The 20,831-nt window shown below is 73.3% G+C and carries 17 protein-coding genes; 11 read left to right on the forward strand and 6 right to left on the reverse strand.

Translation table 11 applies throughout. The annotated features are described in order from the left end of the window. The first annotated feature begins 56 nt into the window (after window positions 1-56). Complete coding sequence (locus tag AC2D9U_RS05530; RefSeq protein WP_484747150.1) at window positions 57-1,958, forward strand: peptidylprolyl isomerase; 1,902 nt, start codon at window positions 57-59, stop codon at window positions 1,956-1,958. Further along, on the forward strand, window positions 1,955-3,454 hold the full coding sequence (gene trpE, locus AC2D9U_RS05535) for an anthranilate synthase component I (protein WP_484747151.1): 1,500 nt from the start codon (window positions 1,955-1,957) through the stop codon (window positions 3,452-3,454). Before AC2D9U_RS05530 ends, trpE begins: the two co-directional genes overlap by 4 nt. 633 nt (window positions 3,455-4,087) lie before the next feature. On the opposite strand, the gene AC2D9U_RS05540 is transcribed toward trpE, so the two are convergent. Continuing rightward, window positions 4,088-6,664 (reverse strand): hypothetical protein, encoded by a 2,577-nt coding sequence (locus AC2D9U_RS05540; protein WP_484747153.1) that lies wholly within the window; start codon window positions 6,662-6,664, stop codon window positions 4,088-4,090. Between AC2D9U_RS05540 and AC2D9U_RS05545 the strand changes: the two genes are divergently transcribed. The 4 genes from AC2D9U_RS05545 to AC2D9U_RS05560 all read left to right on the forward strand — a co-directional run bounded on the left by AC2D9U_RS05545 (window position 6,656) and on the right by AC2D9U_RS05560 (window position 13,587). Beyond that, complete coding sequence (locus AC2D9U_RS05545; protein ID WP_484747154.1) at window positions 6,656-8,284, forward strand: cadherin domain-containing protein; 1,629 nt, start codon at window positions 6,656-6,658, stop codon at window positions 8,282-8,284. The two genes, AC2D9U_RS05540 and AC2D9U_RS05545, sit on opposite strands and share 9 nt — an antisense overlap. Before the next feature lie 111 nt (window positions 8,285-8,395). After that, a complete protein-coding gene (locus AC2D9U_RS05550) occupies window positions 8,396-10,057 on the forward strand; it encodes an ATP-binding cassette domain-containing protein (protein ID WP_484747156.1) in 1,662 nt (553 codons plus the stop codon). Next, on the forward strand, window positions 10,054-12,195 hold the full coding sequence (locus tag AC2D9U_RS05555; protein ID WP_484747157.1) for a peptidase domain-containing ABC transporter: 2,142 nt from the start codon (window positions 10,054-10,056) through the stop codon (window positions 12,193-12,195). The genes AC2D9U_RS05550 and AC2D9U_RS05555 overlap by 4 nt, the downstream gene beginning before the upstream one ends. A 9-nt stretch (window positions 12,196-12,204) precedes the next feature. Then, window positions 12,205-13,587: an HlyD family type I secretion periplasmic adaptor subunit gene (locus tag AC2D9U_RS05560; protein WP_484747158.1), complete on the forward strand. Its 1,383-nt coding sequence runs from the start codon at window positions 12,205-12,207 to the stop codon at window positions 13,585-13,587. Between the two features lie 7 nt (window positions 13,588-13,594). Here the strand turns inward: AC2D9U_RS05560 and AC2D9U_RS05565 are convergent, their stop codons facing one another. After that, window positions 13,595-13,789, reverse strand: coding sequence for a DUF1192 domain-containing protein (locus tag AC2D9U_RS05565; protein ID WP_484747159.1), 195 nt, complete (start codon window positions 13,787-13,789; stop codon window positions 13,595-13,597). A 169-nt stretch (window positions 13,790-13,958) separates the two neighbouring features. On the opposite strand from AC2D9U_RS05565, the gene AC2D9U_RS05570 reads away from it, so the two are divergent. Then, window positions 13,959-14,531 (forward strand): cell cycle transcriptional regulator TrcR, encoded by a 573-nt coding sequence (locus AC2D9U_RS05570; protein ID WP_484747160.1) that lies wholly within the window; start codon window positions 13,959-13,961, stop codon window positions 14,529-14,531. 65 nt (window positions 14,532-14,596) lie between these two features. On the opposite strand, the gene AC2D9U_RS05575 is transcribed toward AC2D9U_RS05570, so the two are convergent. The 4 genes from AC2D9U_RS05575 to kdsA all read right to left on the reverse strand — a co-directional run bounded on the left by AC2D9U_RS05575 (window position 14,597) and on the right by kdsA (window position 17,462). After that, window positions 14,597-14,770: a DUF465 domain-containing protein gene (locus AC2D9U_RS05575; protein WP_484747162.1), complete on the reverse strand. Its 174-nt coding sequence runs from the start codon at window positions 14,768-14,770 to the stop codon at window positions 14,597-14,599. A gap of 162 nt (window positions 14,771-14,932) precedes the next feature. Continuing rightward, entirely contained in the window at window positions 14,933-15,907 is a 975-nt protein-coding gene (locus AC2D9U_RS05580; RefSeq protein ID WP_484747163.1) for a KpsF/GutQ family sugar-phosphate isomerase, read from the reverse strand. After that, the gene (locus AC2D9U_RS05585; protein WP_484747165.1) at window positions 15,904-16,629 is read right to left on the reverse strand and encodes a 3-deoxy-manno-octulosonate cytidylyltransferase; all 726 of its coding nucleotides are present in this window, start codon (window positions 16,627-16,629) and stop codon (window positions 15,904-15,906) included. Before AC2D9U_RS05585 ends, AC2D9U_RS05580 begins: the two co-directional genes overlap by 4 nt. Next, a complete protein-coding gene (gene kdsA, locus AC2D9U_RS05590; RefSeq protein ID WP_484747166.1) occupies window positions 16,626-17,462 on the reverse strand; it encodes a 3-deoxy-8-phosphooctulonate synthase in 837 nt (278 codons plus the stop codon). The genes AC2D9U_RS05585 and kdsA overlap by 4 nt, the downstream gene beginning before the upstream one ends. 153 nt (window positions 17,463-17,615) lie before the next feature. On the opposite strand from kdsA, the gene AC2D9U_RS05595 reads away from it, so the two are divergent. From AC2D9U_RS05595 to AC2D9U_RS05610, 4 genes are all read left to right on the forward strand, one after another. After that, complete coding sequence (locus AC2D9U_RS05595) at window positions 17,616-17,816, forward strand: YdcH family protein (RefSeq protein WP_482001077.1); 201 nt, start codon at window positions 17,616-17,618, stop codon at window positions 17,814-17,816. An 84-nt stretch (window positions 17,817-17,900) separates the two neighbouring features. Then, window positions 17,901-18,356, forward strand: coding sequence for a 5-(carboxyamino)imidazole ribonucleotide mutase (gene purE, locus AC2D9U_RS05600; protein WP_484747338.1), 456 nt, complete (start codon window positions 17,901-17,903; stop codon window positions 18,354-18,356). Beyond that, window positions 18,353-19,486: a 5-(carboxyamino)imidazole ribonucleotide synthase gene (locus AC2D9U_RS05605; protein ID WP_484747167.1), complete on the forward strand. Its 1,134-nt coding sequence runs from the start codon at window positions 18,353-18,355 to the stop codon at window positions 19,484-19,486. The genes purE and AC2D9U_RS05605 overlap by 4 nt, the downstream gene beginning before the upstream one ends. A gap of 183 nt (window positions 19,487-19,669) precedes the next feature. Beyond that, entirely contained in the window at window positions 19,670-20,782 is a 1,113-nt protein-coding gene (locus tag AC2D9U_RS05610) for an OmpA family protein (RefSeq protein WP_484747169.1), read from the forward strand. The last annotated feature ends 49 nt before the right edge of the window (window positions 20,783-20,831 follow it).

Consider the following 20,831-nt stretch of genomic DNA (forward strand, 5'->3'; position numbering starts at 1 on the left):
CTCCCCTGGCAACGGGGACCCTGGCAAGAGGGGCAATTCTCGGCTACCCGGAACCCATGATCACCTGGTTCCGCAAACTCGCCCAGACCTGGTTCGCCAAGGTCCTGTTCGTGCTCCTCATCATTTCCTTCGGGATCTGGGGGATCGAGGACATCGTGCGCAACCTCTGGCGCGAGACCGCGGTGGTGCGCATGGAGGGCGGCAACATCGAGGTGCCGGAGGCCCAGATGGCCGCGCGGCGCGAGTTGCAGCGCATCCAGCGCCAGCTGGGCCCGGCCTTCGAGCCGGACGAGACCATCCGCCGCGCCGTCGCCGGCCAGGCGGTGGAGACGCTGATCAGCGAACGCGCCCAGCGCGCCGAGGCCACGCGCATGGGCCTCGCCACGCCGGAAGATCAGATCCGCGACTATGTGCTGGCCATCCCGAGCTTCCAGGTGGGCGGGCGCTTCTCGCGCCCCATCCTCGACCAGTTCCTGCGCCAGAACGACATGACCGAGGCGCAGTTCCTGCTGCTGGTGCGCGACGACCTGCAGCGCATCCAACTGCTCGGCGCCGTGCGCGCCGGCGCCGTGGCGCCGGACCTGCTGGCCCGCGCCCTGGTGCGCTACGAGCAGGAGCGCCGGATCGCCCAGGTGGCTGAATTCCCGCTGGTCGAGGCGCCCGAGCCGCCGCCGCCCACCGAGGCGCAGCTGGAGCGCTTCCACGCCAACAACCCCGCGCAGTTCTCGATCCCCGAATTGCGGGAAGCGCGCCTCGCCGTGCTCTCGGCCGAGACGCTGCTCGACCAGATCGAGGTCTCGGACGCGGACCTCCGCGCCGCCTTCGAGACCCGCCGCGCCCAGTTCGAGACGCCCGAGCGGCGGGACCTGCAGCAGGCGCTGATGCCGAGCGAGGAAGCCGCCCGCACGCTCGCCGCCACCTGGTCCGCCAACCCCGACTTCGCCGCGATCGAGGCCGCCGCCACGGCCGGGGGCGGCGGCGCGCTGGCGCTGGGCGACCTCACCCGCGCCGACCTGCCGGTGGAACCCCTCGCCGCGGCGGCCTTCGCCGCGCCCGCCGGGGGCATCACCGCCCCGGTGCAGTCGCCCTTCGGCTGGCATGTCATCCGCGTGGCCAGCATCACGCCCGGCACGGTGGCGGAGTTCGCGGCCGTGGCCGAGCAGCTGCGGCGCGACGTGGCGCTGGAACGCGCCGGCGACCTCGCCTTCGACCGCGCCAACAAGGTGGAGGATGCGATCGCGGGCGGCGCGACGCTGGAGGAAGCCGCGCGCCGCTACGGCATGGCCGTGAGCGATCTGCGCGTGGACGCCCAGGGCCGCGACGCGGAGGGCCTGCCCGTGCCCCTGCCTTTCCCCGAGGCCGCGCGCCCCGAGGTGCTGCGCGCCATCGCCACCGCCGAGCTCGGCCGCGCGCCGCGCCTTGCGGAACTCCGCCAGACCGACGCCTTCGTGGCGGTGGAGCTGCGCGCCATCACCCCCGCCGCGCTCAAGCCGCTGGCCGATGTGATCGAGGATGTGCGCCTCGCCTTCCTGACCGAGGCGCGCCGCCGGGCGCAGGAGGAACGCGCGGCCGCCCTCCTCGGCGCCGTGCGCGGCGGCCAGCCCTTGGCCGAGGCCGCCGCCGCCGCCGGCGTGCCCAGCGAACGGCTCGGCCCCTTCGGCCGCCAGCCCGAGCCGGGCGCGCCCGGCCTGACCGTGCCGGCCGAGCTGCTGCCCGCGCTCTTCGCCACGCCGGTGGGTCAGGCGACGATGGTGCCCACGCGCAGCGGCTTCGCGGTGGGCCAGTTGCTGGACATCGTGCAGGCCGACCCGGCCGCCGACCCCGCTTTGCTCGCCAATGCCCGCCGCGCCGCCCAGGCGCAATCGGCCGACGATCTGGAGGCGCAGTTCGCCGCCGCCATGCGCGCCCGCGCCCAGCCCCGCCTCAACACCGAGTTGATGCAGCAGGTGGTGCCGTGAGCGCCGCCGAGGCCGGCTTCCGCGCCGGGCTCGAGGCCGGCCAGGGCCAGGTGCTGTTCCGCGAGCGCGTCGCGGATCTCGACACGCCGGTCGGCGCCTTCCTCCGCCTCGCGCAGAACCGGCCCAACGCCTTCCTGCTGGAGAGCGTGGAGGGCGGCGCGGCGCGCGGGCGCTATTCCGCGATCGGCATGGAGCCCGACCTGATCTGGCGGGCCCGGGGCCAGGTGGCGGAGATCAACCGCCACGCGCTCTCCGCCCCGCACGCCTTCGTGGCCGAGACCCACCCGCCGATGGACAGCCTGCGCGCCCTGGTGGCCGAGTGCCGCATGCCCGTGCCGGCCGGCCTGCCGGCCATTGCGGCAGGGCTGTTCGGCTATCTCGGCTACGACATGGTGCGGCATATCGAGCGCCTGCCCGACACGAACCCGGATGTGCTCAACATCCCCGAGGCGGTGATGATCCGCCCGACGCTGGTCGCCGTCTTCGACCATGTGCGCGACGTGCTGATGCTGGTCACCACCGTCTGGCCGACCCCGGGGATGGATGTGCAGGCCGCCTGGGAACAGGCGCAGGCCCGGCTGGATGAGGCCGAGGCGGCGCTCGACCGCCCGCTGCCCCGCCCGGCCCCGCCCGCCGCCCTGCCGGCGCCCCCGGCGCCCAGTTCCAACTTCACGCCCGAGGGCTTCAAGGCCGCGGTGCTGCGGGCGAAGGACTACATCGCGGCGGGCGATGCCTTCCAGGTCGTGCCCTCGCAGCGTTTCTCGGCGCCCTTCGGCCTGCCGCCCTTCGCGCTCTACCGCGCGCTGCGCCGGCTGAACCCCGCGCCCTACCTGTTCTTCTTCGATGCCGGCGGCTTCGCGCTGGTGGGCGCCTCGCCCGAGATCCTGGTCAGCGTGAAGCATGGCGAGGTGAAGCTGCGCCCCCTCGCCGGCACCCGCCCGCGCGGGGCGACGCCCGAGGAGGACCAGCGGCTCGAGCGTGAATTGCTCGCCGACCCGAAGGAGTTGGCCGAGCACCTGATGCTGATCGACCTCGGCCGCAATGATGTGGGCCGCGTGGCGGAGATCGGCTCGGTGCGCGTGACCCAGAAGTTCCAGGTCGAGCGCTACTCGCAGGTGATGCACATCATGAGCGAGGTGGTGGGGCGGCTGCGCCCGGGGCTCTCGGCACTGGATGCGCTGGCGGCGGGCTTCCCGGCGGGGACATTGTCGGGGGCACCAAAAGTGCGGGCGATGCAGATCATCGAGGAGCTCGAGCCCTCCCGCCGCGGCGTCTATGCCGGGGGCGTGGGGTATTTCGGCGCGGATGGCGACATGGACATCTGCATCGCGCTGCGCACCGCCCTGGTGAAGGACGGGGTGATGCATGTGCAGGCCGGCGCGGGGGTGGTTGCGGATAGCGACCCCGAGGCCGAATTCGCCGAGACCCAGCAGAAGGCCCGCGCCCTGTTCCGCGCGGCGGAGGAAGCCGTGCGCTTCGCCGCCCAGCGGCGATGAGGCGAGACGCCGCGCCGCGGCGATGAGGTGAGACGCCGCCTCGCGGCGGCAGGAGAGCACGGGCCGGCGCCGGGCGGTTAATCAAGGCGCAACCGAAAATCGATCATTGTCTCGTCAAGGAAGACAGACATGACCGATACGCGACCGCCCTCCCCTGGCCTGGCCCCGCCCGAGGCCCGCATGCTGCCCGGCCAGATGCCGCATGACCCGATGATTCCGGGCCAGCGCCCCGGCACGGATCCGACGCTCCGGGGCGGGCGCGATGGCGAGGCCGACGGCAACCTCATGGGCAAGCTCGCGGCCTTCGCGCGCCCGTCGGACTTGCAGACAGGCGAGGCCACGCCCGCGGCGCCCGCCGCTGGGGTGACGCGGGACGCGCCGCCCTGGCAGGAGGGCGGCTTCACGGCCCCCTCCCCGCCGCTCCATGCCGCCGATACGGGGCGGGGCGACGCCGATGGCCCGTCCGGCGAGGCGCGATCCGCCATGCCGGCCGCGCCGGAGCTCGCCCCGGATGGCGCGGCGCAGATCGCCGTGATCACCGCGACCGACCCGGTGGCGTCGCCGCCCCTGGCGCATGAATTGCTCGAGGCCGAGGCCACGCCACGCCCCATCGCCTCGCCCGACGCGGCCGGGTCAGCCCCAGCCGAGCCAGGCCCTGGCGTGTCCACGGGCGCTGAGCCTGCCCCCACCCGGACCGCCGGAATCGAGGCGCCGCCGGCCGCCCCGACCACGGCCCCGATGATCGAGCCGCCCGGGATCGCCGCGTCGCCCCCGAGCCGCCAGACGGCCCGCACGGATCAGCCGCCTGTGTCCCCCGCCGACTTCCCCCCGCCGAGCCGGGCCGAGGAGATCCCCGCCCCCTACGTCGAGGCTGACGAGGAAGACGCGCGCGGTGAGCCTGCTGGCGAGACACCCGTCGCCAAAGAACTGACCCCGGTCGTGCCCGACGAAGAGCCCTCGCCCGTCGACCCGGTCATCGAGGAACCCGTCGCCGAAGAGCCGACCCCGGTCGTGCCCGACGAGGAGCCAGCGCCCGTCGAGCCGGTCGTCGAGGAACCCGTCGCCGAAGAACCGGCCCCGGTCGTGCCTGACCCAGAGCCCACGCTCGCCGAGCCGGTCGTGGAGGAACCCGTCGCCGAAGAGCCGAGCGCGGTCGTGCCCGACGCAGAGCCCGCGCCCGTCGAACCGGTCGTCGAGGAACCCGTCGCCGAACAGCCGACCCCGGTCGTGCACGACGAAGAGCCAGCGCCAGTCGACCCGGTCGTCGAGGAAGCCGTCGCCGAAGAGCCGGCCCCGATCGTGCCTGACGAAGAGCCCGCGCCCTTGGAGCCCGTCGTCGAGGAACCCGTCGCCGAACAGCCGACCACGGTCGTGCCCGACGCAGAGCCCGCGCCCGTCGAACCGGTCGTCGAGGAACCCGTCGCCGAACAGCCGACGCGGGTCGTGCCTGACGAAGAGCCAGTGCCCGTCGAGCCGGCAGCGGAGGAACCCGTCGCCGAAGAACCGACCCCGGTCGTGCCTGACCCAGAGCCCACGCTCGCCGAGCCGGTCGTGGAGGAACCCGTCGCCGAAGAGCCGAGCGCGGTCGTGCCAGACGCAGAGCCCGCGCCCGTCGAACCGGTCGTCGAGGAACCCGTCGCCGAACAGCCGACCCCGGTCGTGCACGACGAAGAGCCCGCGCCCGCCGATCCGGTCGTGGAGCCACCCGTCGCCGAACAGCCGGTCCCGGTCGTGCCAGACGAAGAGCCCGCGCCCGTCGATCCGGTCGTCGAGCAACCCGTCGCCGAACAGCCGACCACGGTCGTGCCCGACGCAGAGCCCGCGCCCGTCGAACCGGTCGTCGAGGAACCCGTCGCCGAACAGCCGACGCGGGTCGTGCCTGACGAAGAGCCAGTGCCCGTCGAGCCGGCAGCGGAGGAACCCGTCGCCGAAGAACCGACCCCGGTCGTGCCTGACGAAGAGCCCGCGCCCGTCGATCCGGTCGTCGAGGAACCGGCCGCCGAAGAGCCGACCCCGGTCGTCCCCGCCGCAGAGCCCGCGCCCGTCGAGCCCGTCGTCGAGGAACCCGTCGCCGAAGAACCGGCCCCGGTCGTGCCCGACGAAGAGCCAGCGCTCGCCGAGCCGGTCGCCGAGGAACCCGTCGCCGAAGAGCCGCCACCGGTGGTCCCAGACGAAGAGCCCGCGCCCATCGAACCGATCGTCGAGGAACCCGTCGCGGAAGAGCCGGCCCCGGTCGTCCCAGACGAGGAGCCCGCGCCGGTCGACCCGATCGTTGAGCAGCCCGTCGCCGATGAACCGGCCCCGGTCGTGCCTGACGAAGAGCCTGCGCCCATCGAACCGATCGTCGAGGAACCTGTCGCCGAAGAACCGGCCCCGGTCGTGCCCGACGAAGAGCCCGCACCCACCGAGCCGGTCGCCGAGGAACCCGTCGCCGAAGAGCCGCCACCGGTGGTCCCAGACGAAGAGCCCGCGCCCATCGAACCGATCGTCGAGGAACCCGTCGCGGAAGAGCCGGCCCCGGTCGTCCCAGACGAGGAGCCCGCGCCGGTCGACCCGATCGTTGAGCAGCCCGTCGCCGAAGAACCGGCCCCGGTCGTGCCTGACGAAGAGCCTGCGCCCATCGAACCGATCGTCGAGGAACCTGTCGCCGAAGAACCGGCCCCGGTCGTGCCCGACGAAGAGCCCGCGCCCGTCGAGCCCGTCGTCGAGCAGCCCGTCGCCGATGAACCGACCCCGGTCATCCCCGACGAAGAGCCCGCGCCCGTCGAACCGGTCGTCGAGGAAGCCGTCGCCGAAGAACCGACCCCGGTCGTCCCCGACGAGGAGCCCGCGTCCGTCGAGCCGGTCGTCGAGGAACCCGTCGCCGAAGAACCGGCCCCGGTCGTGCCCGACGAAGAGCCCACGCCCGCCGAGCCGGTCGTTGAGGAACCCGTCGCCGAAGAGCCGACCACGGTGGTCCCCGACGAAGAGCCCGCGCCCGCCGAGCCGGTCGTCGAGGAACCCGTCGCCGAACAGCCGACCCCGGTCGTGCCCGACGCTGACCCCGCGCCCGCCGAACCCGTCGTCGAGGAACCCGTCGCCGAAGAACCGACACCGGTCCTGCCCGACGAAGAGCCCGCACCCACCGAGCCGGTCGCCGAGGAACCCGTCGCCGAAGCCGCGCCGGAACCCGCCAAGCCCGACCCGGTCGCACCCGCCCCGGTGCCGCAACTCCTCAACGGGGATTTCGAAACCTCGGCCGCCGATGCCAAGGTCATGGGCGGCTGGTACCTGACCCAAGGGGCGAGCGCGCAGGACAATCAGGCCTTCGGCTGGACGGCAGCGAACGGGGCCACGATCGAGATCCAACAGAGCGGCGTCGCCGGGGTGAACGCCTTCGACGGCAAATCCTACATGGAGCTGGACACCCACGGCACCGGCACCTCCCGCCCCCTGGTCAGCCAGGAATTCGCCACCCAGGACGGCGCCGCGCTGACCCTCGACTTCGCCTTCGCCGAGCGCCAGGGCGCGGGCGATGGCAGCAGCGACTTCCAGCTCTTCTGGGACGGGGCGCTCGTGGCCACCTTCACCAATCCCAAGGGCCGCGATGCCTGGCAGGTCGTCGATGCCGATGCGAAGGATGGCATCAGCGTCGCCATCGCCGATCACGGCGCGGCCGGCGGCTGGTTCACCGCCAGCGTCACCGGCCTGCTCGGCGATGGCCGCGACAGCATCGCCTTCCAGGGCCTGGCGGAGCAGGTCAACACCCACGGCACCTTCCTCGATGCCCTGCGCCTCGACCTCGCGCGGGGGCCGGAGCCGGCCGCGCCGCCCGTGGCCGAGGCCGCGCCGCGCAACACCGCGCCGACGGATATCGCCCTGTCCACCACCAGCGTGAGCGAGCGCGCCGCACCGGGCAGCGTCATCGCCAGCCTGTCCACCACCGATGCCGACGGCAAGGACGCGCACAGCTACACGCTGGTCGAGGATCCGAGCGGGCTGTTCGAGATCCGCGACGGCGCCCTGGCGCTCCGCGCCGGCGCCGCGCTGGACCGGGAGGAGGCCGCCAGCCACACCATCGTGCTGCGCAGCACCGATGCCGCCGGCGAGAGCATCGATCGCAAGTTCAGCCTCACCGTCGCCGATGTGAAGGAAAGCCAGCTCAGCGGCGGCGCCAAGGGCGATGACCTCAAGGCCAAGGACGGCATGGCCGACATCCAGGGCCGCGGCGGCGACGATAAGCTCGAGGGCAAGAACGGCGCGGACCGCCTGTGGGGCGGCGATGGCCATGACGCGCTCAAGGGCGACAATGGCGACGACCTGCTCTGGGGCGGCGCGGGCAATGACACCTTGGACGCCGGCAATGATTCGGACCAGCTCTGGGGCGGCCTCGGCCGCGATTCCCTCGCCGGCGACAATGCGAACGACACGCTGCATGGCGAGGCCGACCACGACACGCTCGATGGCGGCAACGCGGATGACCTGCTCTGGGGCGGCGAGGGCAACGACCTGCTGCGCGGCGGCAATGGCGACGACACGCTCCATGCGGGCATCGGGGCGGATGTCATCCATGGCGAGAACGACGACGACGTGCTCGCGCTCGAGCCCGATGGGATGTCGGATCGCTTCTTCGGCGGCAACGGCTTCGACAGCGTGGCGCTGGGCAGCAAGGCGGGCGGCTTCGGCGAGGCCGATGGCTGGTCGCTCAAGCTCGGCGCGGGGCGCGTCACCGACAAGGGCGAGGGTTTCCTCACCCTCTCGGACGGCGCGGATGGCGAGGTCACCTTCGCCGATGGCTCGACGCTGCGCTTCGAGGATGTCGAGCGCCTGACCTGGCAATTGCCGGCCTGAAGCCGCCAGAGATCACGGCCTCGCTTCACCGAACGTGAAGGGTTGCTGCGCTAGGCATGGCCGGGGCGGCGCGCGGAATCCTTCGCGCGCCGCGAGCCACCACGGATGCGCATGACGGCCAGCGCCGAGACCCCCCGATTGACCGGCCTGCTCAGCACGCGGGGCGATACCCTGCTGGCCTCGGCGCTGCTCAACCTCGCGGCGCTCGCCGTGCCGGTGCTGCTGCTGCAGCTCTATGACCGCATCATCCCCAACGCCGCCTATGGCACGCTGGCGGCGCTGCTGCTGGGCGTGGCCGTGGCCGTGGCGCTGGAGGCCGCGCTGCGCCATGCGCGGGCCTGCATCACCGCCTGGGTCGCGGCGCAGGAGGAACACGCGCTCTCCCGCGCCGCCATGGCGCGCCTGCTCGGCGCCGATGCGCGCGACCCCACCCCGCCCGGTGAGCGCGCCGATGCGCTGGGCGCGATCGCGGAGTGGCGCGCGCATCGTAGCGGGCAGATGGCCTTCACCCTGGCCGACCTGCCTTTCGGCCTGGTGTATCTGGGCTTCCTCGCCTGGCTCTCGCCGCTGCTGGCCGCGACGGCGGTGCTCGCCGGCCTGCCGGGCATGCTGGCCGCGGCCGCCTTCGGCCCCGCCGCGTCGCGCGCCATCGCCGAGCGCACGGCGGCGGAGACGCAGCGCCATGGCCTGACGCATGAGGCCATCGTGGCGATCGAGCCGCTCAAGGCCATGGGGGCCGAGGCGCCGATGCTGCGCCGGCATGAACGCCTGGTCGCCGCCTCGGCCGCGGCCGGGCGGCGCACCGCCTTCGCCGTGCAGATGTGCCAGGCCCTGGCCATGGCCGGCAGCCAGAGCGTGGTCGCGGGCGTCGCGCTGGTCGGCGCCTGGCTGGTGATGCAGGACCAGTTGACCGGCGGCGCGCTGGCCGCCGCCATCCTGCTGGCCGGGCGCGGCATGGAGCCGCTGGCCCGCCTTGCCGCCGGCACGCCGGCCCTGGCGCGCAGCCAGGCGGCGCGCGCGCGGGTGGGGCGGCTGCTGGCCACGCCGCAGGAACGCCAGGGCGGCGCGGCGGTGGCCGAAATCCGCGAGATCTCCCTGCATCGCGTGGCCCTGGCCCATCCGCATCGCGGCCTGCTGCTGCGCGACATCGACCTCACCCTGCGGCGCGGGGAGTGCCTGGCGCTGCAGGGCCCGGGTGGGTCGGGCAAGACCCGGCTGCTGCTGGCCATCGCCGGGCTGATCCCGGCGGATCGGGGGCGCATCCGCATCGATGGCGCCCCGCGGGAGATGCTGGCCGAGGCGTCGCTGCGCCGCCACATCGCGCTGCTGCCGCAGCGCCCGGTACTGATCCCGGGCCGGGTCATCGACAACCTTTCGCGCTTCGATCCGGCGCTGGTGGAGGAAGCCCTGCTCCTGGCCGCCGAGCTGGGTCTCGATGGCTATTTCCACCGCCTGCCGCAGGGCTACGCCACCGCCATCGGCCGCGGCGAGGGGCAGGATCTGCCGCCTTCCGTGGCCGAGCGCGTGGCGGCGGTGCGCGCCCTGGTCGGCGGGCCGCGCGTGATCCTCTTCGATGACGCCAATGCCTCCCAGGATCGCGACGGGGACCGACGGATGCGGCGGCTGATCGCGCGGCTGAAGCCCGAGGCCGCGATCCTGCTGGTGACCGAGCGGCCCGACTGGCTGGCGCTGGCGGATCGGCGCCTGCGCCTGGCCGGGGGCAGGCTGGAGGCCCAGTCGGCGCAGCCGACGCAACCGACGCTGCCGGCGTGAACGCCCCCGCCCTCACCCTCCTGCTGCCGGCAGGCCAGGCCGGGCTCTCGGCGGCGGCGGCGGCGGAGTCCGAAGCCGGCCTGCCCTGGGTGCTGCCGCGCCTCGCCCGGCTGCTGGGGCGCGAGATCGCGCATCGGCGGATGCTGGAGGCCCTGCCCCATGCGGTGGCGCATGATGCGGCGGCAGCGGTGCTGGGCACGGCGGGGCGGCTCGGCCTCAACCCCCGCCCCTGGCGCCGGCGCTCCGAACACCTGCCGGCGAGCCTGCTGCCGGCGCTCTGGGTGGGCCCGGATGGCAGGCTGGCGCTGATCGTCGAGCGCAGCGCGCGCTACCTGCTGGTGGAAAGCGCGCCCGGCGCCCCGCCCGAGCGGCTGCACGCCGTGGCGGTGCCGGGCCGCTTCTATGTCTTCGCCGGACCGGCGGAGGCCGGCCAGGAGCAGAAGCTGCTCCGCCGCCTGATCGGCGAGAACGCGCTGCCGATCGCCGGGCTGCTGGCGCTGGCCACGCTTTCCTCCATCGCCTCGATCGGGCTGGGCCTCGTGGTGATGATCGCCTTCGACATGGTGATCCCCGGCGGGCAGGCGGCGGCGCTGGTCGCGCTTGGCCTGGGCTTCCTGCTGGCGCTGGGTGCCGATGTCGCCGCGCGCGTGCTGATGGCGCGCGGCATCGGCCGGCTGGGCGAGCGGGCGGAACGGCTGGTGCTGACGGCGGTGTTCGAGAAGGTGCTCCGCCTGCCCTGGCAGAACGTGGCGGCGCAGGACCCGGCGGCGCAGGTGCTGCGCATGCGCGAGGTGGAATCGGCGCGCGAGGTCTTCACCGGCCCGCTGCCGCACCTGCTGCTGCAATTGCCGCTCGCGGTGCTGTTCCTGCTGGCGATCTGGGCCATCGCCGGGCCCGTGGTGGCGGTGCCGCTGGCGCTGCTGCCGATCCAGATGCTCGGCGCGCTGATCCTGGTGCCCCGCGCCCGGACCCGGGAGGCGGCGGCGGCGGCGCTCGGCCAGGAGAAGCGCCGCCTGATGCTCGAGACCCTCTCCCATGCCGGCACGATCCGCGCCCTGGGCGCCGAGGCCGCCTGGCTGGCGCGGTTCCGCGAGATCTCGGCCGCCGCCGCCGCCGCCCATGCCCGCGCGGCGCGGGCGAGCCATGCGGTGGAGACCCTCGCCCAGCTCGGCCTGCCGGTGGCCGCCGCCGGGATCGCCACGCTCGGCGCGGCGCTGGTGATCCAGCAGCAGATCAGCGCCGGCGCGCTGGTCGCCGCCATCATGCTCTCCTGGCGGCTGCTGGTGCCGCTGCAATCCTTCCTGCTGGCGGCGAGCCGGGCGAGGCAGGTGGCGGAGAGCGTGGGAAGGCTGCACCGGCTGCAGGCGCTGCGGGAGGAACCGCGCCCGGCGCTGGATGCGCCCAGCCCCGGGCTGCGCGGCACGGCGCTGCGCTTCGAACAGGTGGTGCTGCGCGGCAGCGGCGGGGGCGCGCCGGTGCTGGCCGGCGTCTCGCTGCTGGTGCCCCCCGGCGCGCTCGTGGCCCTCACCGGGCCATCGGGGGCGGGGAAGTCCTCCCTGCTGCGGCTCGCGCTCGGCATTCTCGCGCCGCAGGCGGGCGCGGTGACCCTGGGTGGCATCAACATCGCCCAGCTCGACCCGCTGGGGCTGCGCGCGCGCATCGGCTACCTGCCGCAGCGCCCGGCCCTGATCTACGGCACGGTGGCGCAGAACCTGCGCCTGGCCGCGCCCCTGGCCAGCGATTCCGACCTCGCCGCGATCTGCGAGGAGATCGGCATCCTCGCGGATCTGCGCGCCCTGCCGCAGGGGCTGGACACGCGGCTGAACGATCTGGGGAAGGAACGCCTGCCGCAGAGCCTGCGCCAGGGCATCGCGCTGGCCCAGGCGCTGCTGCGCCGGCCCGACATCCTGCTGCTGGATGACCCGACCCGCGCCCTGGACCGGGCGCGGGAGGCGAAGCTGGCCGCCCTGCTCGGCCGCCTGCGCGGGCAGGTGAGCGTGCTGGTGGTGACGCATCGCGCCGAGGTGATCCGCGCCGCCGACCACGCCTATGTGCTCGACCAGGGCCGCCTGCAGCCCCTGGCGCCAGAGATAGGTGCCCAGGGCGGCGCCGCCCGCCGCCTGCCAGACCGGAGCTGAGCCCCGCCCATGCCCCGCAGCCTCGACCGCACCCAGGTGGCGCCGGAGCCCCTGCCCCTGCCGCCCGCGCCGCTGCTGCTGCGTCGCACCACCGCGCGCCATGTGCTGAGCGTACAGGAGCTGGAGGATTGCCCGCCGCCGCGCTCGGCCCGCGCCGCGGTGCTGCTGGGCGCGGCGATGGTCCTGGGCTTCCTCGCCTGGGCCATGCATTTCCCGGTGACGCAGCGCGCCATGGGCTCGGGCGAGGTGCTGCCCCAGGGCTTCGTCCAGCCGGTGCAGCACCCCGATGGCGGCAAGGTGGCCGAATTGCTGGTCCGGCCCGGCGACGCCGTGGCCGAGGGCCAGGCGCTGCTGCGCCTCGATGCCACCCTCGTCACCGCCGAGGCCGAGGCGGCGCGGGCGCGGGAGGCCGCGCTCAGCCTCGCCGCCACGCGGCTGGCGGCGGCGGCGGAGGGGCGGCTGGCCGCGCTCGGCCCCACCCCGCCGGGCGCGATGGCCGCCATCCATGACAGCCAGGCGGCGATGGCCGAGGCCGGCGCGCGGCTGCGCGAGACGCAACTCGCCGTGCTGGACGCCGAGATCGCCTCCCGCGAGGCGGCGGTGCACAACCTCGCCGGGCTGCTGATCCCGACGACCGAGGCGCGCAACCTCGCCCGCGCCGAGGTCTCGGTGATGGCGACGATGCTCGAACGCGGCCTGGCACGGCGCTCGGAGGTGTTCTCGCTGCGCCAGGCGCATCTGCGCAGCGAGGGCGAGGTGGAGCGCGGGCTGGCGGATCTCTCCGCCGCGCGGCTCGCCGTGGCCGAGACCCGCGCCCGGCGGGACGAGCTTGCCGCCCGGGCGCGCAGCGAGGCGCTGGCAGAGCTGGTGCGGGTGGAGGCCGACCTTGCCGAGGCGCGGCAGGCGCGGGCGCGGGCGGAAGGGCGCCTTGCGCGGCTGACACTGCTCGCCCCCGTGGCCGGGCTGGTGAAGGAGGTCGCGCCGCGCGGCACCGGTGCGGTGGTGGAGTCGGGCGGGCTGGTGGCGGAGATCGTGCCCCAGGATGCCGGCATCCAGGTCGCGCTCGAATTGCCGGCGGACCAGGTCGGGGGCGTGCATCCCGGCCAGCCGGCGCGGGTGAAGGTGCTGACCTATGACCCGGCGCGCTTCGGCAGCATCGCCGGGCGGGTGGAGCAGGTCTCGGCGGCCTCCTTCCGGCGGCAGGATGGCTCGGCCTATTTCCGCGTGCAGGTGGCGCTGGCGGCCGAGCATGTCGGCGACCCCCGACTCGGGCTGCGGGTCTCGCCGGGGATGACGGTGGCGGTGGAGATCGCGACCGGGGAGGTCTCACTGCTGTCCTGGCTGGCCAAGCCGGTGCGCAACGCGCTGGACCAGGCCTTCGCGGAGCGGTGAGCCCGAATCATGGCTTGCGGAAGAAGGCGTCCGCGGCGGCGCGATGCGCGTCGAGCTTGCCGATGGCGGCCTCGGCGCGGGCGATCTCGGCCTGCAGCGTCGCGATATAGGCGCGCAGCTCCCCCACATCCCAGCGGTCCAGCACGGGGGGCACGAAATGGCGGGGCGGGCGGGGCAGTTCGTCATCGGTTTCGCGGCTCATGAATCCCTCCTGGACATGCAGGGGTTTGACTTGGGGCTTTGACCATGGCCCCTGCCGTCTCTATATCCGATCCTGACGAGGCGCGGGCGCCCCGGCGGAGGAGTATGCTTGCCCCCAGGCTGGCGACGACGCGCCGGCGGCGGCCGCCCACCCGACCGAAGGGACCACCATGAAGACCCCGCTGATGCCCAAGGCCACCGCCGTGTGGCTGATCGAGAAGACGTCCCTGTCCTTCGAGCAGGTCGCCGACTTCGTGCACATGCATCCGCTGGAGATCCAGGCCATTGCCGATGGCGAGGTCGCGCAGGGCATCGTCGGCTACGATCCGATCGCCAATGACCAGCTGACGCGCGAGGAGATCGCGCGCTGCGAGGCCGACCCCTCGGCCCGCCTGCGCCTGACCGAGCGCGCCATGCCCGCCGGCAAGCAGCGCGGCAAGGGGGCCCGCTACATCCCCGTGGCGAAGCGGATCGAGCGGCCGGACGCCATCGCCTGGCTGCTGCGCAACTATCCGCAGCTCAGCGACCCGCAGATCGTGAAGCTGCTCGCGACCACCAAGGAGACCATCGCCAAGGTGCGCGACAAGACCCACCCGAACACGGCCACGATCAAGCCGCGTGATCCGGTGACGCTGGGCCTGTGCACCCAGACCGCGCTGAACGAAGCCGTGGCGATCGCCATGGAGAAACATGGCGGCGGACCCATCCCGCCGCCGCTGGCCGCGAACGAAGACGCGGCCTGATCAACGGGAAAGGCCCTCTCCCCGCGCGTGGGGAGAGGGTTCCCGATCTTCAGTGGGTCTGGGCTTCAGTGGGTTTGGGGGCGGATGCGCTCCATTTCTTCCTTCAGGCGCAGTTTCTGCAGCTTGAGCTTCGCCAGCGCGGCCGTGTCCGGGCGGGGGCGTCCATCCTCCTCGGCGATCCGGGTTTCCAGATGGGCGTGCCGTTCCTCGAGGGAGCGGAGGCGAGCGGTCTGAGCCATCAGCGGGCATTCCCTTGCGGTGATGCAGGCGCTCAGCTCGCGGGACGCACCCGGCCTCGACCGGGGCGCCCCCTTTCCGGTGAGCGCCCGCACTCCGATGCTACGCTCCTGTGACAGCGGATTCAGCAGGAAATTTTTGCCGGGTGCGTGAGGGGTTCTGTCTTAAACCAGCCCCGCCCTGAGCAGGTCGTGCAGGTGCAGGATGCCCACCGGCCGGCCCTCCGCCACCACGAAAAGGCTCGTGATCCGCTTCTCGTTCATGATGCCGAGCAGGTCGGCGGCCAGCGATTCCGGCGCGGCGGTGCGCGGGCCGCGGGTCATGGCCTCGGCCACCGGCTGATCCATCGCCACGCCCTTCTGCAGCGCGCGCCGCAGATCGCCATCGGTCAGCACGCCGGCGAGCGCCCCGCCCGGCTCCACCACCCCGGTCACGCCGAAGCGGCGGGAAGTCATCTCCACCACCGCCTGGGCCAGCGTGGCGTCGAGCGGCACCAGCGGCAATTCGGCCGGCCCGTGCATGAGGTCGCGCGCGCGCTTGAGCCGCGCGCCGAGCTTGCCGCCCGGGTGGAAGTCCCGGAAATCCGCCGGCGAGAAGCCGCGCGCCTCCAGCAGGCACATGGCCAGCGCATCCCCCAGGGCGAGTTGCATGGTGGTGCTGGTGGTCGGCGCCAGGCCGTTCGGGCAGGCCTCGGCCATGCGCGGCAGGGTGAGGCAGATGTCGGCCGCACTGCCCAGCGCGCTCTCGGGCCGCGAGGTGATGGCGATCAGCTTCACGTCGAAGCGGCGGGTATAGGCGATGATGTCGGCCAGTTCCGGCGCCTCGCCGGACCAGGAGAGGGCGAGCACGCTGTCCTCGCGCGCGATCATGCCGAGGTCGCCATGGCTGGCCTCGGCCGGATGCACGAAGAGCGCGGGCGTGCCGGTGGAGGCGAGCGTGGCCGCGATCTTGCGCCCGACATGGCCGGACTTGCCCATGCCGGTGACCACCAGCCGCCCGCCCGGTTCCAGCAGCAGGGCCACGGCTTCCAGCAACGTATCGCCCAGCGCGCCTTCGAGGGCGGCGTGCAGCGCGTTGAGCCCCGCGGCCTCCAGCGCCACGGTGCGCAGCGCGGTGGCGCGGCGTTCGGATTGGCTCACGCCAACATCTCCCGCGCCCGCGCCAAATCTTCGGGGGTATCGACGCCGAGCGGCACGTCATCCACCGCGATGGCGTCGATGCGCATGCCGGCCTCCAGCGCGCGGAGCTGCTCCAGCTTCTCCCGCATTTCGAGCCCCGAGGGCGGCAGCGCGACGAAGCGCGCCAGCGCCGCGCGGCGCCAGGCATAGAGGCCGATATGGTGCCACAGCTTGCCCTCGCCCGAGGGCGCGGTGGCGCGGGTGAAATAGAGGCAGCGGAAGCGCCCCGGCGCGTGCTCGCTGCCCACCATCTTCACCACGGACGGCGCGGTGCGTTCCTCGGGCCGGTGGATCTCGGCCACCAGCGTCGCGATATCGACCTGCGGGTCCATCAGCGGCACCAGGGCCGCGCGGATGGTGGCCGGCGCGATGGTGGGCAGGTCGCCCTGCACATTCACCACCGCGTCATGCATCCCCGTGGGGTCGAGCACCGAGACCGCCTCATGGATGCGGTCCGAGCCCGAGGGGTGGTCGCCGCGCGTCATCTGCACCCGCCCGCCGGCGCGGCTCACGGCTTCCGCCACTTCGGGGCTGTCGGTGGCGACGACGACGGCGCCGATGGCGGCCTCCATCGCCCGGCGCCAGACATGCACGATCATCGGCTCGCCGCCGATATCGGCCAGCGGCTTGCCCGGCAGGCGGGTGGCCGACATGCGGGCCGGGATGAGGACAATCGGATTCATTGGGGGAAGCTCTTGGTCAGCGAATCAATGGCTTGCAGGCGCTCGATCAGCGCCTCGAAGGCGTTCAGCGGCACCATGTTGGGGCCATCCGAAGGCGCGCGGTCGGGGTCCTGGTGCGTCTCGATGAACAGGCCCGCGACACCCACGGCGCAGGCGGCCCGCGCCAGGGTCTCGACGAATTCACGCTGCCCCCCCGAACTCGCGCCCTGCCCACCGGGCTGCTGGACCGAGTGGGTGGCGTCGAAGATCACCGGCAGGCCGGTGTCGCGCGCCATGATCGGCAGGGCGCGCATGTCGCTGACCAGCGTGTTGTAGCCAAAGCTCGCGCCCCGCTCGGTCAGCAGCACGCGCGGATTGCCCGCCCCGGTCACCTTGGCGGCGGCGTGCTTCATGTCCCAGGGGGCGAGGAACTGGCCCTTCTTGATGTTCACCGCGCGGCCCGTGGCGGCGGCGGCCAGCAGCAGGTCGGTCTGGCGGCAAAGAAAGGCCGGGATCTGCAGCACATCCACCGCCTCGGCCACCGGGGCGCATTGCGCGGCGTCATGCACATCGGTCAGCACCGGCAGGCCCAGGCGCTCGCGGATCTCGGCGAAGACCTCCAGTGCGGCCGCCATGCCCACCCCGCGCGCGGCGGTGGCGGAGGTGCGGTTCGCCTTGTCGTAGCTGGTCTTGTAGATCAGCCCGATGCCGCGCCGCGCCGCGATTTCCTTGAGCGCGCTGGCCATTTCCAGCGCATGCGCCCGGCTCTCCATCTGGCAGGGGCCGGCGATGAGGGCGATCGGCAGGCGGTTGCCGAAGGTCACCTTGCCGATCGCAACGCTCGTGTCAGTCATGCCCCAGGCTCCTCGACGCGCCCGTGCTGTAGGGGCGCGCGCGGGCCGGAACAAGCCCAAGCGCCAGGGCCGAGCCTTTAGCCCCGCGCCGGGCCATGCTAGGAAGGCGCGGCCCGCAGCCCGATGCGCGGGCCCGAACCGAAGCCGAGGCGCATGCTCGCAGATCGCGATTCCCTCCTCCGCCGCCTGCACGAATTGCGCAGCGAACACCGCGACCTCGACACCGTGATCGCCCGCCTGGATGAGGGCGGGGCGGATCCGCTGCAGTTGCAGCGCCTCAAGAAGCGCAAGCTGAAGCTGAAGGACGAGATCAGCTGGCTGGAAGGCCGGCTCGTGCCGGACATCATCGCGTGAACGGCGCGTGGGACAATCGCGCGTGAACGGCGCGTGGGACAACCGCGCGTGAACGACGCGCCGGCGCCGCTGGTCGGCCTGATCATGGGCAGCACCTCCGACTGGGAGACGATGCGCCATGCGGCCGAGACCCTGCAGAAACTCGCCATCCCGCATGAATCGCGCGTGGTCTCCGCCCATCGCACGCCCGAGCGGCTGTTCGACTACGCGAAATCCGCGGCCCCGCGGGGCCTGAAGGTCATCATCGCCGGCGCGGGCGGGGCGGCGCATCTGCCGGGCATGGCGGCCTCCCTCACCGCTTTGCCGGTGCTGGGCGTGCCGGTGGAAAGCCATGCGCTGCGCGGGCAGGACAGCCTGCTCTCCATCGTCCAGATGCCCGCCGGCATCCCGGTCGGCACGCTGGCCATCGGCCGGGCGGGGGCAGTGAACGCGGCGCTGCTCGCCGCCGCGATCCTCGCCCTGCAGGACCCGGCGCTGGCCGAACGGCTCGCCGCCTGGCGTGCGGCGCAGACGGCCGCCGTGCCGGATCTGCCGGCGTGAGCGCCCCTCTCCCCCCCGGCAGCACCATCGGCATCCTCGGCGGCGGGCAGCTCGGGCGGATGTCGGCGCTGGCGGCGGCCCGGCTGGGCTATCGCTGCCATGTCTACGCACCCGAGCCCAACAGCCCCGGGATGCAGGTGACCTCGGCGCACACCATCGCCCCCTATGAGGATGCCGCCGCCCTCGCCCGCTTCGCCGCCGCCGTCGATGTCGTGACCTTCGAGTTCGAGAACGTCCCCGCCGCGACGCTGGACGCGCTGGCGCCGCTGGTGCCCTGCCGGCCGGGCGTGGCCGCGCTGCGAATCGGCCAGGACCGGCTGGCGGAGAAGGGCTTTCTCGACTCCATGGGCATCCCGGTCGGCCCGTGGCGGGCGATCCACAGCCGCGCCGACCTCGACTCGGCCATCGCCGAACTCGGCCTGCCCGCCGTGCTCAAGACCACGCGGCTCGGCTATGACGGGCGCGGCCAGGCCGTGCTGCGCCGGGCCGAGGAGGCCGAGGCCGCCTTCGCGCGGCTCGGCCCGCATCCGCTGATCCTGGAAGCCTTCGTGCCCTTCGCGAAGGAGATCTCGGCCATCGCCGCGCGCGGGGCGGATGGCGCGGTGGTGACCTACGACGCGGTCGAGAACCGCCACGCGCACCATATCCTCGACCTCTCCATCGCCCCGGCGCAGGTGCCCCCGGCGGTGGCGGCGCAGGCGCGCGCGCAGGTGGCCGCGCTGGCCGCGGCCCTCGACCTCGTCGGCGTGCTGGCGCTCGAGATGTTCCTGCTGCCCGATGGCCGCCTGCTGGCCAATGAGATGGCGCCGCGGCCGCATAATTCCGGCCACTGGACCATGGATGCCTGCCGCGTCAGCCAGTTCGAGATGCATGTGCGCGCCGTGGTCGGCCTGCCGCTGCCCCAACCCGGGCGCGAACATGATGCGGTGATGCGCAACCTCGTGGGCCCCGACTCCTATGCAGCCTGGCCGCGCCTCGCCGCCGAATCGGGCGTCGCACTTCACCTCTATGGGAAGGTGCGCGGCAGCGAAGGGGCGAAGCCGGGCCGCAAGCTCGGCCATGCCACGCGCCTCTTGCCGCCAGGAAGCCTCGCTTCGGGGGTGGAGCCGGGGTCCCTGGCGCCTCTGTGACCCTTTTGCATCGCGCCGCTGTGTCTAAATCGCCACACCGTGCGCTTTGTGTGCCATCCATGCTGTTGCGGCGCGGATGACGGTGTTAGACAGCGTCTTACGCATTGCTTCCAAGGGCCTGAACCGGGCGACCGGCCCAGCGCACATGAAGCGGCAGTGCAAACGGTCCCTAGGAGAAAAGTGATGAGCCTGAAGAAGGTCCTGCTGGCAGCCTCGATGATGGCCCTGCCGCTCGCCGCCAACGCCCAGCCCGTGAGCGGCTTCTACATCGGCGCCGGCGCCGGTGCGAACATGCTGATGGACAGCGACCTGACCAGCCAGGCCGGCCTGACCACCGCCCTGCGCGGCGCCGGCATCGGCACGACGGGCACGGCCAGCTTCGACTACGGCTATATCGGCGTGCTCAGCGTCGGCTACGGCTTCGGCAACGGCGTGCGCGCCGAGATCGAGGGCAGCTACCGCCAGAACAGCATCGACGGCATCTCCGGCTTCGCCGGCATGGCCGCGCCCCGCACGCAGTCCGGCGACGTGGCGAGCTACGGCGTGATGGCGAACGTCCTGTATGACTTCGACCTCGGCCCGGGCGCTTTCATGACCCCGTATGTCGGCCTCGGCGCCGGCTACATCGTGCAGAACTGGGATAGCGTGCGGGTTGCCACCACGGCGACCGGCCGCAACGTGACGGTTGATGGCGACAACGGCAACTTCGCCGGCCAGGCCATCGTCGGCGCTGCCTTCCCGATCGCCTCGGTGCCCGGCCTGGCCGTGACCGCCGAGTACCGCTTCATGATGTCGCTGTCCGACGACGTGGACGCCCGCTTCCAGGGCGCGCGCGGTGCGGCCCAGACGCGCGGCTCGATCGAAGTCGACAACATGAACCAGAGCCTGCTCATCGGCCTGCGCTACGCCTTCGGCGTGACGCCGCCGCCGCCGGCCCCGGTTGCGCCCGCGGCCGCCCCGGCCCCGGCCCGCACCTTCCTGGTGTTCTTCGACTTCGCCCGCGCCGACCTGACCGACCGCGCCCGCCAGATCATCGGCGAAGCGGCGACCAACGCGCAGCGCGGTGGCGTGACCCGCATCGAAGTCAGCGGCCACACCGACACGGTCGGCTCGGCCCGCTACAACCAGGCGCTGTCCGAGCGTCGCGCCGCCGCGGTGGCCGCGGAACTCGAGCGTCGTGGCGTGCCGCGCAGCGCGATGGTGCTGCAGGGCTTCGGCTTCACCCGCCTGCTGGTCCCCACGGCCGCGAACGTCCGCGAGCCGCAGAACCGCCGCGTCGAGATCGTCCTGCGCTGATCGCGCGGGACCCTCTCTCGCACCAAGCTGGGAAGGGGCGCCGCAAGGC

It is taken from the genome of Roseomonas sp. TF40, assembly GCF_057219975.1.

Excerpts from the sequence above, each read along its gene's own strand:
- kdsA (WP_484747166.1), bottom strand. The coding sequence starts at position 17,462 with ATGACTGACACGAGCGTTGCGATCGGCAAGGTGACCTTCGGCAACCGC.
- purE (WP_484747338.1), top strand. The coding sequence starts at position 17,901 with ATGGGCAGCACCTCCGACTGGGAGACGATGCGCCATGCGGCCGAGACC.
- AC2D9U_RS05550 (WP_484747156.1), top strand. The coding sequence starts at position 8,396 with ATGACGGCCAGCGCCGAGACCCCCCGATTGACCGGCCTGCTCAGCACG.
- AC2D9U_RS05570 (WP_484747160.1), top strand. The coding sequence starts at position 13,959 with ATGAAGACCCCGCTGATGCCCAAGGCCACCGCCGTGTGGCTGATCGAG.
- AC2D9U_RS05610 (WP_484747169.1), top strand. The coding sequence starts at position 19,670 with ATGAGCCTGAAGAAGGTCCTGCTGGCAGCCTCGATGATGGCCCTGCCG.
- AC2D9U_RS05575 (WP_484747162.1), bottom strand. The coding sequence starts at position 14,770 with ATGGCTCAGACCGCTCGCCTCCGCTCCCTCGAGGAACGGCACGCCCAT.
- AC2D9U_RS05585 (WP_484747165.1), bottom strand. The coding sequence starts at position 16,629 with ATGAATCCGATTGTCCTCATCCCGGCCCGCATGTCGGCCACCCGCCTG.
- AC2D9U_RS05595 (WP_482001077.1), top strand. The coding sequence starts at position 17,616 with ATGCTCGCAGATCGCGATTCCCTCCTCCGCCGCCTGCACGAATTGCGC.
- AC2D9U_RS05565 (WP_484747159.1), bottom strand. The coding sequence starts at position 13,789 with ATGAGCCGCGAAACCGATGACGAACTGCCCCGCCCGCCCCGCCATTTC.
- AC2D9U_RS05560 (WP_484747158.1), top strand. The coding sequence starts at position 12,205 with ATGCCCCGCAGCCTCGACCGCACCCAGGTGGCGCCGGAGCCCCTGCCC.
- AC2D9U_RS05530 (WP_484747150.1), top strand. The coding sequence starts at position 57 with ATGATCACCTGGTTCCGCAAACTCGCCCAGACCTGGTTCGCCAAGGTC.